The 14,466-nt window shown below is 60.1% G+C and carries 12 protein-coding genes; 8 read left to right on the forward strand and 4 right to left on the reverse strand.

Annotation, left to right across the window (positions count from 1 at the left end):
• Window positions 1-171 precede the first annotated feature (171 nt).
• Entirely contained in the window at window positions 172-1,908 is a 1,737-nt protein-coding gene (locus tag ACA063_RS13745) for an IlvD/Edd family dehydratase (protein WP_497666307.1), read from the reverse strand.
• Window positions 1,909-2,098: 190 nt separating this feature from the next.
• Between ACA063_RS13745 and ACA063_RS13750 the strand changes: the two genes are divergently transcribed.
• From ACA063_RS13750 to ACA063_RS13785, 8 genes are all read left to right on the forward strand, one after another.
• Window positions 2,099-3,421, forward strand: a complete 1,323-nt coding sequence (locus ACA063_RS13750; protein ID WP_497666308.1) for an MFS transporter — start codon at window positions 2,099-2,101, stop codon at window positions 3,419-3,421.
• 158 nt (window positions 3,422-3,579) lie between these two features.
• Window positions 3,580-4,572, forward strand: coding sequence for an AraD1 family protein (gene araD1, locus ACA063_RS13755; RefSeq protein ID WP_497666309.1), 993 nt, complete (start codon window positions 3,580-3,582; stop codon window positions 4,570-4,572).
• A gap of 10 nt (window positions 4,573-4,582) precedes the next feature.
• Window positions 4,583-6,163: an aldehyde dehydrogenase (NADP(+)) gene (locus tag ACA063_RS13760; RefSeq protein ID WP_497666310.1), complete on the forward strand. Its 1,581-nt coding sequence runs from the start codon at window positions 4,583-4,585 to the stop codon at window positions 6,161-6,163.
• Window positions 6,164-6,363: 200 nt separating this feature from the next.
• On the forward strand, window positions 6,364-6,660 hold the full coding sequence (locus ACA063_RS13765) for a DUF5629 family protein (RefSeq protein WP_497666311.1): 297 nt from the start codon (window positions 6,364-6,366) through the stop codon (window positions 6,658-6,660).
• A complete protein-coding gene (locus ACA063_RS13770; RefSeq protein ID WP_497666524.1) occupies window positions 6,653-7,822 on the forward strand; it encodes a lactonase family protein in 1,170 nt (389 codons plus the stop codon). Before ACA063_RS13765 ends, ACA063_RS13770 begins: the two co-directional genes overlap by 8 nt.
• Window positions 7,823-7,978: 156 nt before the next feature.
• The gene (locus ACA063_RS13775; RefSeq protein ID WP_162436755.1) at window positions 7,979-8,158 is read left to right on the forward strand and encodes a hypothetical protein; all 180 of its coding nucleotides are present in this window, start codon (window positions 7,979-7,981) and stop codon (window positions 8,156-8,158) included.
• A 264-nt stretch (window positions 8,159-8,422) separates the two neighbouring features.
• Window positions 8,423-8,635 (forward strand): hypothetical protein, encoded by a 213-nt coding sequence (locus ACA063_RS13780; protein ID WP_497666312.1) that lies wholly within the window; start codon window positions 8,423-8,425, stop codon window positions 8,633-8,635.
• A complete protein-coding gene (locus ACA063_RS13785) occupies window positions 8,632-8,889 on the forward strand; it encodes a hypothetical protein (RefSeq protein WP_497666313.1) in 258 nt (85 codons plus the stop codon). The genes ACA063_RS13780 and ACA063_RS13785 overlap by 4 nt, the downstream gene beginning before the upstream one ends.
• A 99-nt stretch (window positions 8,890-8,988) precedes the next feature.
• Here the strand turns inward: ACA063_RS13785 and ACA063_RS13790 are convergent, their stop codons facing one another.
• From ACA063_RS13790 to ACA063_RS13800, 3 genes are read right to left on the reverse strand one after another with little or no spacing between them, the layout of a single operon-like run.
• Complete coding sequence (locus tag ACA063_RS13790) at window positions 8,989-9,585, reverse strand: glutathione S-transferase (protein WP_497666314.1); 597 nt, start codon at window positions 9,583-9,585, stop codon at window positions 8,989-8,991.
• Complete coding sequence (locus tag ACA063_RS13795; RefSeq protein WP_497666315.1) at window positions 9,582-13,223, reverse strand: AAA family ATPase; 3,642 nt, start codon at window positions 13,221-13,223, stop codon at window positions 9,582-9,584. The genes ACA063_RS13790 and ACA063_RS13795 overlap by 4 nt, the downstream gene beginning before the upstream one ends.
• On the reverse strand, window positions 13,220-14,464 hold the full coding sequence (locus tag ACA063_RS13800; protein ID WP_497666316.1) for an exonuclease SbcCD subunit D C-terminal domain-containing protein: 1,245 nt from the start codon (window positions 14,462-14,464) through the stop codon (window positions 13,220-13,222). Before ACA063_RS13800 ends, ACA063_RS13795 begins: the two co-directional genes overlap by 4 nt.
• Between the last annotated feature and the right edge of the window lie 2 nt (window positions 14,465-14,466).

Raw genomic sequence — 14,466 nt, forward strand, 5'->3', positions numbered from 1 at the left:
ACAATCTTGAGGTGGATACACAAACCAAATGTGGTAGCTGGCCTGCTAGCGATTAGCGGTGTGTCAGGCCATATCGGTATCGACTGACAGACCGTAATCGCCAGCAGGCTGGCTCCCACAGGGGGAATGCATTCCAATGTGGGAGCTGCCGCAGGCTGTGATTTTTTGCGCTTAATGCGAGTGGCGGGGTACTTCGGCTCCTCGGCATCCGACCAGGAAGTCGAAGTCACAGCCCTGATCCGCTTGCAGTACATGATCGATGTACAGCTGACGATAACCGCCCACGATCAGTTGCTGCGGTGGTTGCAGATCCGCCATGCGTGCCGCGAGTTCCGCATCCGGAATATCCAGGTGCAGGCGTCCATTGGCACAATCGAGTTCGATCCAGTCACCTTCCTTCACCGTCGCCAAAGGCCCGCCGGCAGCCGCCTCCGGGGCGACATGCAGCACCACCGTGCCGTAGGCCGTGCCGCTCATGCGCGCATCTGAGATGCGCACCATGTCCGTGATACCTTGCGCTAACAGCTTGGCCGGCAAGCCCATGTTGCCGACTTCAGCCATGCCCGGATATCCCTTCGGGCCGCAGTTTTTCATGACCAGTATCGAGTTCGCGTCCACGTCCAGCTCCGGATCGTTGATCCGTGCCTTGTACATGTCGAAGTTCTCGAACACCACCGCACGACCGCGGTGCTGCATCAGCTCAGCGCTGGCGGCGGACGGTTTGAGGACGGCACCGAGCGGCGCCAGGTTGCCGCGCAGCACACAGATGCCCCCGTCGGCGCGGATCGGATTGTCGAGTGTGCGAATGACCTCGTCCTGGCCATAGATCGGTGCGTCCCTGGTGTTTTCACCAATGGATTTGCCGTTGACGGTCAAGGCGTTCGGATGGGGAATCAGATTGGCTTCACCGAGGCGGCGCAGTACGGCTGGCAAGCCCCCGGCGTAGTAGAACTCTTCCATGAGGAAGCGACCGGACGGTTGCAGGTCGACGATGGTCGGCATGCCTCGACCCATGCGGGTCCAGTCATCCAGCTCCAGGTCCACACCGATACGGCCAGCAATGGCTTTGAGGTGGATAACGGCATTGGTCGAGCCACCGATGGCGGCGTTGACGCGGATGGCGTTTTCGAATGCTTCCTTGGTGAGGATTTTCGACAACTTCAAGTCTTCGCGAACCATCTCTACCGCACGCATGCCGGACATGTGCGCCAACACATAACGGCGTGCGTCAACCGCTGGAATAGCCGCGTTGTGGGGCAGGGAAGTGCCCAGCGCTTCAGCCATGCAGGCCATGGTCGAGGCGGTGCCCATGGTGTTGCAGGTGCCCGCCGAACGGGACATGCCACCCTCGGCCGCGAGGAAGTCATCGAGGGTGATGGTGCCCGCCTTGACCTGCTCACTGAGCTGCCATACCACGGTGCCGGAACCGATGTCCTGACCCTTGTGCTTGCCGTTGAGCATCGGCCCGCCGGTGACGACGATAGCCGGCACGTCGCAACTGGCTGCGCCCATCAACAGGGCAGGCGTGGTTTTGTCGCAGCCGGTCAACAGCACGACGCCATCAATCGGGTTGCCGCGAATCGCTTCCTCCACATCCATGCTCGTCAGATTTCGCGTGAACATGGCGGTCGGACGCAGATTCGATTCGCCATTGGAAAACACCGGGAACTCAACCGGCCAGCCGCCGGCCTCGATCACCCCACGTTTGACGTGCTCCGCGATTTGGCGGAAATGCGCGTTACACGGAGTCAGTTCCGACCAGGTATTGCAAATGCCGATGATCGGCTTGCCGTGAAACTGATGGTCGGCAATGCCCTGATTCTTCATCCAGCTGCGGTACATGAAGCCGTTCTTGTCAGCCGTGCCGAACCATTGGGCAGAGCGCAGGTTGGGTTTTTTATCAGACATGATCGATTCTCTTATTGTATGACTATATTGTTCGAGCTGATGGATAACATAAGCGCAAAATCGAATGTTTGGAAGTGTTGTTGAGTAAATAGTAATACTATATAGTCGGTCGCAACGGAGGGATTGCCCTGGCGGTTTTCTGCGAGAGGCGTCCCCCGAGGTTCTATAACAACAATCGGAGACCGATCTCATGAGCCAGGAACTGCGGCTGATACGTCGCATCACGCTGAAACTGATTCCCTTCCTGATCCTGCTGTACCTGATCGCCTATGTGGATCGCTCCGCCGTAGGGTTCGCCAAGCTGCACATGGGCGCGGACATCGGCATCGGCGACGCTGCCTATGGACTAGGCGCCGGACTGTTCTTCATTGGTTACTTCCTGCTGGAGATTCCCAGCAACCTGATGCTCGAACGCTTCGGCGCGCGGCGCTGGTTTGCGCGGATCATGGTGACCTGGGGCGCGATCACCATCGGCATGGCTTTCGTTCAGGGCCCGCACAGTTTCTATGTCATGCGCTTCCTGCTCGGCGCCGCCGAAGCCGGGTTCTTTCCGGGCGTTCTCTACTACATCACCCAATGGTTCCCGGTTCGCCATCGCGGCAAGATCCTGGGGCTGTTTATCCTCTCGCAACCCATCGCAATGATGATCACCGGCCCCGTGTCCGGCGGTTTGCTCGGCATGGACGGCACCCTCGGTCTGCATGGTTGGCAATGGCTGTTCATCGTCATCGGCACCCCGGCGATCCTGCTGACCTGGCCGGTGCTGCGCTGGCTGCCGGACGGTCCGCAACAGGTCAAATGGATGGACCAGGCCGAGAAGGACTGGCTGACCGGCGAACTGCAAAAGGATCTTCAGGAATACGGCCAGACCCGCCACGGCAATCCGTTGCATGCCCTCAAGGACAAACGGGTGTTGCTGCTGGCGCTGTTCTATCTGCCAGTGACCTTGAGCATTTATGGGCTCGGGCTGTGGCTGCCGACGCTGATCAAGCAATTTGGCGGCAGCGACCTGACGACCGGGTTCGTGTCAGCGGTGCCGTACATTTTCGGGATCATTGGCTTGTTGATCATCCCGCGCAGCTCCGACCGACTGAATGATCGCTACGGTCATCTCGCGGTGCTCTATGTATTGGGCGCGATTGGTCTGTTCTTCAGCGCCTGGCTGACGATGCCGATGGCGCAATTGGCGGCGCTGTGCCTGGTGGCGTTCGCGCTGTTCTCGTGCACCGCCGTGTTCTGGACCTTGCCGGGTCGCTTCTTCGCCGGCGCCAGTGCGGCGGCGGGTATCGCCTTGATCAACTCGGTGGGCAACCTGGGCGGCTACATCGGTCCGTTCGTCATCGGTGCGCTGAAGGAATACACCGGGAATCTCGCGTCTGGGCTGTATTTCCTGTCCGGCGTGATGGTCTTCGGGCTGGTGTTGACGGGCGTGGTCTACCGCTTGCTGGAGCGCAAACACGTGCTGCCGGCTGACCAATTCGCGGCCAGCGCACGGGGTGCGACGCGGACCTGAGCCGAATCCGAAGGCACCACCGACCACTGTGGGAGCTAGCCTGCTGGCGATAGCAATCTGTCTGACACATCAGTGTCTGATCTGCCGCCGCCATCGCTTGCAGGCAAGCTCCCACCGTATTGTTCGGTGCTCATGAAAAATTGTTGAAGGAGAAAACCATGCGTTTGGTTCAGTTCGAATTGATTAACGGCGAGCGCCGGGTTGGCGTGGTCGAGGAGGGACTGGTACGGGAGGTGCAGGATGCACGCACGGTTCGCGACCTGGCGTTGGCGGCCATTGAGGCCGGTATCAATCTTGAGCAACAGGTTCAGGCACTGGGGCTGGGCATCAGTCATGACTATGCAGACCTGCTGGCCCAATGTCGCATCCTGCCACCGCTGGATCACCCGGACCCGGCGCACATGCTGGTCAGCGGCACTGGCCTGACCCACTTGGGCAGCGCCTCGGCTCGGGACAAGATGCATCAGCAGATCGGCGACGAAACCGCGATGACCGACACCATGCGCATCTTCAAATGGGGCGTGGAGGGCGGAAAACCGGCAGCAGGGCAGGCGGGTGTACAGCCGGAATGGTTCTATAAGGGTGACGGCAGCATCGTTGTGCGCCCTGGCCATCCGTTTCCACTGCCGCCGTTCGCTGAAGATGCCGGGGAAGAGCCGGAGCTCAGTGGTTTGTACGTCATCGGCCCCGACGCCAGGCCCTATCGCCTCGGTTATGCCGTGGGCAACGAGTTTTCCGACCACGTCATGGAACGCAAGAACTACCTCTATCTGGCGCATTCAAAATTGCGCAGCTGCAGCTACGGGCCGGAGCTTCGGGTGGGTGAACTGCCGCAACACCTGGCGGGCACCAGCCGCATTCTGCGCGACGGCGAAGTGTTGTGGCAGAACGAGTTTCTCAGCGGCGAGGCGAACATGTGCCACAGCCTGGAAAACCTCGAGTACCACCATTTCAAATACAGCCAGTTCCTGCGGCCGGGGGATGTGCACATTCACTTCTTCGGCACCGCCACCCTGTCCTTTGCCGAGGGCATTCGCACCCGACCGGGTGATCTGTTCGAAATCAGCCAGGCCGAATTCGGTGCGCCGCTGATCAACGGCATCAAGCCCGTCGAAGCAGCGTTTGAGCCCGGCACCGTCGGCACACTTTGAGGAGACATGCATGTCCCGGATTCTTGGTCATAACTACATCGGCGGGCAGCGCAGCGCTGCCGGCACCCTCACACTCCAGAGCGTCGACGCCAGTACCGGCGAGGCGTTACCTCATGACTTCTATCAGGCAACACCGGAAGAGGTCGACGCGGCGGCGAAGGCAGCTGCCGCCGCGTATCCGGCCTATCGGCGTCTGAGTGCAGAACGCCGCGCGCAATTCCTCGATGGGATTGCCGATGAACTGGACGCCCTGGGCGATGATTTCGTCGCTCTGGTCTGCCGCGAAACCGCGTTGCCCGCGCCACGCATTCAAGGTGAGCGTGGCCGTACCAGCGGACAAATGCGCCTGTTCGCCAACGTGCTGCGTCGCGGCGACTTTTATGGAGCCCGGATCGATCAGGCACTGCTGGATCGCAAACCGCTGCCCCGTCCCGATTTGCGCCAGTACCGTATTGGCCTCGGTCCGGTGGCGGTGTTCGGCGCGAGCAATTTCCCGCTGGCATTTTCCACCGCCGGCGGCGACACGGCATCTGCATTGGCCGCCGGTTGCCCGGTGGTGTTCAAGGCGCACAGCGGTCACATGGCCACCGCCGAATCCGTCGCTGATGCGATCATTCGCGCAGCGGAAAAAACCGGTATGCCGGCGGGCGTTTTCAACATGATTTACGGCGGCGGGGTCGGTGAAGCGCTGGTCAAACATTCGGCGATTCAGGCCGTCGGTTTTACCGGTTCATTGAAGGGTGGTCGTGCCTTGTGCGACATGGCCGCAGCCCGTGCACAACCCATCCCGGTGTTCGCCGAGATGTCGAGCATCAACCCGGTTGTTATCTTGCCGCAGGCGCTGCAAGCGCGGGCCGAGACCATCGCCCGCGACCTCACCGCTTCAGTGGTTCAAGGCTGTGGTCAATTCTGTACCAACCCCGGTCTGGTAATCGGCATTCGTTCGCCGCAATTCAGCGCGTTCGTGCAACAGGTAGCGGGGTTGATCAATGACCAACCGGCGCAAACCATGCTCAACGCCGGCACGCTCAGCAGTTATGGCAAAGGGTTGCAGAAGCTGCTCGCGCACCCGTCAATCGAGCACCTGGCCGGCCAGTCGCAACAGGGCAATCAGGCGCAGCCGCAACTCTTCAAGGCGGACGCGGATTTGTTGATCCACGGCGATGCGGTGTTGCAGGAAGAGGTGTTCGGTCCGACCACGGTGTTCGTCGAAGTCGCGGATCAGGCGCAACTAAGCGCTGCACTTGACGGCCTGCACGGGCAGCTGACAGCGACCCTCATTGGCGAGCCGGAAGACTTCGAGCAGTTCGCCGAATTGACGCCGCTGCTGGAACAAAAGGTGGGACGCATCCTGCTCAATGGTTATCCGACCGGTGTGGAGGTCTGCGATTCGATGGTCCATGGCGGGCCGTATCCGGCAACGTCCGATGCCCGTGGTACGTCGGTCGGCACCTTGGCGATCGACCGTTTCCTGCGTCCGGTGTGTTTCCAGAACTACCCTGACAGTTTGCTGCCGGATGCGTTGAAGAATGCCAATCCGCTGGGCATTCAACGCCTCGTGGATGGCAAACCGTCACGAGACGCGCTCTGACCTATCCCTGTAGGAGCTGCCGCAGGCTGCGATCTTTTGATCTTTTTCTGGACGGTTTCAAGAAAATCCAGATCAAAAGATCGCAGCCTGCGGCAGCTCCTACAGGAAATGTGTGTGATCTTTGGTCGGGGTGGCATGCGCAATGCCACACCCCACATTGAGCTATCATTGCGTCTTTCCTCTTTCAAAGATTGACTGCCATGACTGCCGCAAACGATACCTTGCTCAACACCCTCGAACACTGCGACATGGTTGAAATCGACGGCCTGCACGCCTTTGAATTCTCGCTCGACGAGTTCGACAACCTGCACATCGAGTGCATGGACGGCCGTGCGGCCAAACACTGGGAATTCACCCCGGCGCAGATTGAGGCCGCCACGTTCGACCCCACCTTGCAGAGCTGGGTGATCAATGGTGACTCCGGCGAACATCGACTGGTCTGCATGACGGCGATCGGCGGTGATGACGACGAGGACGAAGGGAATGAGGATGCGTAATTTCTGGCCACTGTTGATCGCCGGCAGCGTCGGCGCGATGGGTGTTCAGGCAGCGCCGGCCGATGATTTCCAATTGCTGGTCGGGTCCTACACCGCCGGCCAGAGTCAGGGCATCTATCGGCTGAATTTCGACAGCGCCACGGGGCAGATCGACTCCAATCCCTTGCAAGTGATCAAGACCGAAAACCCGTCCTGGCTCACCCTGTCCAAGGATCAGCAGCGTCTGTTCGTGGTCAACGAAAACGGTCCGGGACAAGCTGATCCGGTAGGGCGCGTCAGCAGCTATTCGATCGATCCCAGGTCCTACCAATTGAGCCTGATCAACCAGGTTCAGAGCCTGGGCAACGAGCCCACGCATTCGAGCCTGAGTGCTGACGCCAGTCACCTGTTCGTCAGCAACTATTCAGTCGCGGAAGATCCCGGTGGCACCCTGGCAGTCGTGCCCGTCAGCGCCGATGGCACGCTCAAACCGGTGGTGCAGATGAGCAGCCATCCGTCCAGTCGGGTCAATCCTGAGCGGCAGATGTCAGCGCATGTGCATTCGACGATCTCGTCGCCGGACGGCCGCTTTGTGTTTTCCAATGACCTGGGGGCGGACAAGGTGTTTGTCTATCGCTTCGATCCCAAGGCCAATCCGCAACTGCCCTTGACCGCCGCCACCCCGGCGTCGGTTCAGCTGCCACCGGGCAGTGGACCGCGACATTTGCTGTTCAGCGCGGATGGCAAGCATGCCTGGCTGACGATGGAAATGAGCGCGCAGGTCGCTGTGTTCGATTACCAGGACGGCAAGCTCGAGCAGACGCAAATGGTCGACCTGGCGGCGGGTCAGCCGGTCTCGGACAAAGCTGCTGCCGCGCTGCATGCTTCGACAGATGGCAAGTTCCTGTATGTCAGTAACCGTGGGACTGCCAATCAACTGTTGGTGTTTGCCATCGATCCGGCGACCGGCCACCTCAAGGAGTTGCAGCGTCGCTCGGTAGAAGGTGATCACCCGCGTGAGTTCAGCCTCGACCCAAGTGGCAGGTTTTTGCTGATTGCCAATCAGAAGAGCAATCAGATTGTCGTGGTCGAACGCGATGCCAAAACCGGTTTGTTGGGCAAGACCGTGCAAAAGCTACCCATGGACGCGCCCAGCGATATCAAATTCCTGGTGCGTCAATAGGCCGCAGGCCCCGGTTGATGGGGCCTGCATCCTTCTATCAATGAGACTGATATGTGGAAGTGCTACAAAGCATTTCAAGGCGATCACCTTCGAAGGTTAAGTTTGCTTCACGGCCCCACCGGGCAAGCAAGCCAACTGACTTCGAGGAATACCGCCATGAACTTCAATCTGTTCTCCATCATCGCCGCGTCCGCTATCTCTGCCACCGTAGCTCTGCCAACCAGTGCCAGCGTCGAGATCAGCAGCAAAAAATCCCACACTCAAAGCTACACCCCGAAATACCTGCAACAGAGCGCCAACTTCCACGCTGCCCTGGATCACAAAACCCAAGCCTGAAATTCCGGCCCTGCACTTTTTATGCAGGAGCGAAGTCACTTTTGACAGCTCGATAGCCTTTGCGTCGAGAAGCCATGAGTGATGTCGCTCCTGCATAACGCGTTTGTGGGCCCCGTAAATACTGTGTTCCATGGCACATACTCCTGTGCAGCTCCAGGAGTTCACGATCAACGAAACTGATAGTCACTATAGATAAGCCTTGTTGGTCGTCGCGGTGTTTTTCAACGATTCTGTGGGCTCTGAAACATGCCCACGGAGAACACCATGGCCAGCGCAATCCTCACCTCAGCCAAACACGGCGCTTACCTGGCCATCGCTCTCTACGTGGCCATGGTACTGATCGTCAGCCTGTCGCCTCAGTCGCAACAGACCTTCGATGCACCCATTCAAGTGGCCCATCCCGGTATCCAGTTCGAACACCGCACGCAAAACGCGTTGGTCGATGAGGCTGAGCGTTTGGGAGTTGCCGGCGCATGAAAGGGCACAAATTCTGGGTGCTCGCCATTTTGGCGTTCATGACCAATGGCGCTTCGTTGTTGGGGTTCGGGCAAGGTTCGGCAGGTGCGGTGGCGCGGTCCATCGAAGCCAATCACAACATGGCGCACAACATTCAGACGGCTAAAGCGCTGGGCATGTTGGCTGGCAATCCACCGATGAAACGCCAGGGTGATTTTTTCGGACCGTTCCAGGTGGATTGCTCGGCGTTGCAGATGTGTGAAGTATTGGCGTGAAACTACCCTGTAGGAGCTGCCGAAGGCTGCGATCTTTTGATCCTGTTTTTAGCGATCTAAAGATCAAAAGATCGCAGCCTTCGGCAGCTCCTACAGGGGTTATTTGTTCATGATGGATGTAAACAGGTCTGAATCGAGCCACTGCTGCAACCACGTCTGCAATCGCGCATAAGGCGTCTGCGCAAACCACTCGCGATCCACGTGGGCGAACTGCCGCACAAACGGCATCAGCGCCACGTCCGCCAGACTCGGGTGCCCGGCCAGCAAGTAATCCCGTCTTGCCAGCAACCCATCGAGCTTGCGCAGGAACACCTCGCCCTCGGCGCGATACACCTCCATCGGCTGTTCAGGGTAGCGCTCGGCGTACTTGTAGCGATGGAGGTGCACCTTGAACACCTGATCATTCTCTTCAATCAACGCGTCGATCTGCGCCTGGCCCGCCGGATCGTCCTTGAGCAGCCAGTCCTGCGGATCGTTCTGCGCCAGCGCCCAGCGCATGATCGACAGGCTTTCATCGATCACCTCGCCATCAACGCTGAGGACCGGCACCGTGCCTTTGCTCGACAGCGCGAGCATCTCGGCGGGTTTGGCCCTCAGGCTCACTTCGACAATGTCCACGGCAACCCCCGAGTAACGCAGGGCCATCCGTGTGCGCATGGCGTAAGGGCAGCGGCGGAAGGAATACAGCGTATTCATTTCACCTCCAGCGTACTCAGGCCATTGCCCTGACGGTGGACCTGGATCTGCACGGGAATCCGTTCATGCATTTCCTGAACGTGAGAGATCACCGCGACCTTGCGACCCTGGGCCTGCAGACCATCGAGGGCGTCCATCGCCAGTTGCAGGGATTCGGGGTCAAGGCTGCCGAAGCCTTCGTCGATGAACAACGATTCGATCTTCAACGTGCTCGACGCCATCGATGCCAGCCCCAAGGCCAGCGCCAGCGACACCAGGAACGTCTCGCCGCCCGAGAGTGAATGCACCGAGCGCAATTCGTCGCCCATCTCGGTATCCATCACCAGTAAACCGAGCATGCTGCCGCCGCGTTTCAGGCGATAGCGGCGGACCAATTGGCGCAGCTGCACGTTGGCGTGGTGCACCAGCAAATCGAGGTTGTAGGCCTGGGCAATCTTGCGGAAGGTGTCGCCCGTGGCCGAGCCGATCAAGGCACTCAACCGCGCCCAGCGCTGGAACTCGGCGTAGGCCGTGTCGATCTGTTTGGCCAGTGCCTGATTGGCGTTTTGCCGACGCTGGTCTTCGGCCTGTTCTGCGCGCAACTCCGCACATCGATGCTCGCTGGCGGTGAATTGGGTCTGCAGGTCCGCCAGCGCATTGGCCAGTTGTTCAGCGTCGAGATTGCCGTTGTGCTGCGCCTGATGACTCAGCAGACGCTGATCCCGCTCCAGCAGCAACACCTTGGCTTGCTCGATGGCTTTTTCGCTTTGCTGCAAGCGTTGCCGCAACTCACTGACGTGCTGATCGTCGACGCTTAGCAAGGTCTCCAGACCGCCGTCGTCGAGCTCCGGATGCAGCGCTCGCCAATCCGCAATCTTGCTGCCCAGCTCGCGATCCTCGGTTTCCAGGGCCGAGAGGCGTTCCTGGTGGGCCTTGAGCTCCGCGGCCAATTGCACCAGCTGCGTGCGCACGGTTTGCAGTTCCTGATGGGCCGTCGTTTCGGCGTTGCGCGCCTGCTCGACGGCAAGATCGAGTTGCTGCTGCCACTGTTCGGCACTGGTGTGATCGCTCAGTAACTGCGCCAGTTTCTGCTGGCAAGCCTGCTGCTGTTCGGCGAGGGCATTGAACTGCGCCAGCGCGGTTTCCTGCTGCTGAAGGCGGGTGAGCTGGCGATCCTGTTCTTTCTCCAGCACTTGCTGGCGTTGCTGCTGGTCGCTGATTTCATCCCGTTGCTGATCGAGCTGTTCCAGGCGCTGCGCGATCTGCTGGTCCAACTGCATGAACGTCGCGGCCGGTTCATTGCGCAAGGCCTCCAGCGTTTCAGCGGGTAGCAGCGTACTGAAGGCTGTCAGTTCTTCATCCAGGCGCTGGCGATCACTGCTGAGTTCGCGCTGCTGGTTACTCAGGTGTTGAGCGGCTTGCAGGCTCGCCGTTTCGGCATTGCGCAACTGCTGCGCCAAACGCGCGGCGTCCTGCTGCAAGGTCAGCAGGGCGGTTTGCCGCTGCTCATCCTGGGAGATGCTCTGATTCAATTGGGCGTTTTGCTGTGCCAGCCAGGTGTCGCGCTGATTGGCGTCTCTAGCCAGCAACTGTGTGGACAGCGAGTGCGCTTCGAGGGCCGGCAACAGGCTCTGACGTTGACTCTCAAGGTGTTCCTGCTGCTGCAGCAGTTCTTTTTGCTGGGCGATCAGGCCGCCCACTTCCGCACGCAAGTCCGTGAGCTTTTCCTTGAGCAGGTCGACGGCTTTCTGGGCGTTGGCCTGCTCGCTTTCGTCATGCCGACCCAGACTCTGCAGCAGTGCTTCAGGCTGATGATAGGGATGATCCGGGCTGCCACAGACCGGGCAGGGCTGGTCGTCCTGCAGCTGTTCGCGCAGTTCTTCGACGCTGGCACTGCGGGCCAGCCGCTGACGCTCCAGCAGCTCGCGGGTGACGGTCAGTGTCTGTTCGGCGACAACCAGTTCGTGTTTGGTTTTCACCCCGTCCTGGGTCAGCCGATCCCGCTCGTGCTGCACGACAGACTGGCGCTGCTGAAGCTCGGTGGCGCGCTTGTCCAGATCCTGCTGACTGGCCCACAGACGTGACAGCTCTTCAAAGGCACGCAGTTGCTTGCGGTTGTCCTGCAGCAGATTGCCCAGCAACTGGATCTGTTCGGCCACGGCTTCGGGCTCGGCACCGGCTTCTTTGTAGAGCACTTCAAGGCTCTGCTTTTGCGTGGCCAATTCATCTGCTGCACGGACAGCGCTTTGCTCCAGGGCGGCCAATTCAGCCTGGCCCTTGTTCAAGCGATTACCGATCAACATCAACTGCTGCAAACGATCGCGGTAAGCGTTCCACGCATCGCTCAAGGGTGCCAGATGGACGCTTTGTTCGAGTTGCGCGGCAATGCTTTGCAGGCGAGCGGCCACCCGCTCTTGTTGCTCGACCAACCCTTGAATCGTGCTTTGGCCTTGCGCACAGGCTTGCTCCACCTGTTGCTTGAGATCGGCACTGAGGCTCGCGTCTTTAATCAACCGGGCGAGGGCACTCTGTTCCTCGAAGGCCTGGCGCAGTAGCGGAGCGTTGCTTGCGTGTTGGTTTTGCGCTTCGACGCGTGCGGTTTGCGCTGCGCTTAGCGTCTGCTCAAGTTGACCCTGGCGCGCGGTCAGTTCCGTCTGCTGTTGCAGGTGCTGGCGGATCTGCGCAGCCAGCGGCGTGAGCTGCGTCGCGAGTTCGGATTTGCGGACGAACTGGTGCCGTTGCGGGGCCAGTTGTTCCAGGCGCGTGAGCATCAGGCGTTCGCCTGCCAGACTTTCCCATTGTTGCTGCGCACTGTGCAGTTGCTCGGCGGCGCTGTGTTGCGCGTCTTGCACCACCCCTAACTCTTTGAGCCACGCGTGTTGCAACTCCAGTTGCTTGAGTTGTGCCTGCTGGAGTTTGAGCTGCTGCTGAGCCTCGTTGAAGCGCTCATCGAGTTCGGCTCTGGCTTCAGGTGGCAGCGGTGTGACGCCGGTGGCCTGGTCCTGCAGCAGTTTGTGGGCTTCGCGTGCTTCTTTGCTCTTGTCGAACGCGCGGCGGCCGAGACGGGTGTAGAGCGCTGTGTCAGTGAGCTTTTCCAGCAGTTCGCTGCGCTCGTTATCGTTGGCCTTGAGGAACGCGCTGAACTCGCTTTGGGCGAGCAAAACGGCCCGCGTGAACTGCTCGAAGTTCAGGCCGAGAACGGCTTCGAGCTGGGTTTTGAAGTCGACTTTCTGACTGGCCAGCAGCTGGTCCTGATCGATATCGCGCAAGCTCTGACGGCTGGCCTGCAGCTTGCCACCGGCTTTTTCCCGCGCGCGGTTGGCTTCCCAACGAGCGCGGTAGCGACGGCCATCGATGCCCACGAAATCGACCTCGGCATAGCCTTCGCCTGTGCCGCGACGCAACAGTGTGCGCGGGTCGCCGGTGCTGATTTCACCGTCAGCATCCGGTGCTTTGGCAGACACCTGGGCATTGCTCAGTCGAGGCACCGCGCCAAACAACGCCAGGCACAAGGCATCCAGCAAGGTGCTTTTTCCTGCGCCCGTTGGCCCGGTAATCGCAAACAAACCAGCACTCGCCAGGGGTTCTGCGGTGAAATCAATTTCAAACGGACCGGCCAGGGAGGCCAGGTTTTTCAGGCGGATCGCGAGGATCTTCATGGCTGTTCGCTCTCCATCTGCACGTCCTGCAACAGCTCGGCAAAGTCTTTCAGCGTTTGCTCGTCGACCTCGCTGCCGTAGTTGTCCTGCCAGGCACGGCTAAACAGTTCCTGGGGCGTGAGCTGATCCAGCTCGATCAACGTGGCGCCATCGTCAATGCCATCACGGCTGCCGCTGCCCGCGTATTCAGCGGCGATGCGCACCAGTCGCACGGCTTTGCCTTGCAGGGCGGTTTCGACTTGATAGCGCAGGTCGGGCTGTGGCTCATCAAGGCGTACTCGCACTTCCAACCAGGGCTGGCGCTGGATGTCAGCGAGCAGGTCGATGTTCGGCAGGTCAGCCAGTTGCAGCAGGATGTCCGCAAGGGGCGCAGGGCCGATGCGTTGCAGGTTGACCGCGCGCGGGATGAGTCTGGGTTCGACGCTCACCAGGGTTTCGCCCTCGAACAGGACGTCGAGAATCTGATGCTGATAGCCGATTTCGGAAAACGACAAGGGAATCGGCGAGCCGCTGTAGCGGATGCGCTCTTCGCCGTTGACCTTTTGCGGCTTGTGCAAATGGCCGAGGGCGACGTAGCTGATGCTGGGGCCGAACAGGCTGGCTGGCAATGCTTCGGCATTGCCAATGATCAGGCTGCGTTCCGAGTCTTCGGAGACCGACCCGCCAGCCATGTGCGCATGACTGATCGCGATGAGTGCCTGGCCGGGTTTGCGCTTGGCATTCGCCGCCTCGATCAGCCATTCGTGCACCTGGCCGATGCCGCGTAAATAGTTGTCGCCCAAGTGGGCGCCGGTCACTTCGGCAGGTCGCAGGAACGGCAGCGCGAGGCACCAGGCCACGACCTTTCCTTTCGCGTTCGGCAGCGGCAGCAGCAGGCGTTCGGCGTCAAGTTGCCCGTCATCCAGCCACAGCACCCGACCCAGCGCGTGAGTGCGCAGACGGCGCATCAACGGCGCAGGCAATTCGATGCGCGAGCCAGAGTCATGGTTGCCGGCGATCATTACGATGGTCAGCTTCGGTTGTTGCTCATGGGCGCTGACGATGAAGTCGTACAGGCGTTCCTGGGCTTTGACCGGCGGGTTGACGGTGTCGAAGATATCGCCGGCAATCAACAGCACATCAGGCTGTTCGAGCTTCAGCTGACGCAGTAGCCACTCGAGAAAGCAGCCGTGTTCGAAGTCGCGATCCTGGCCGTGCAGGTTCTGCCCAAGGTGCCAGTCGGAGGTGTGAAACAGACGCAAGG

Source organism: Pseudomonas sp. LBUM1643 (assembly GCF_059716215.1).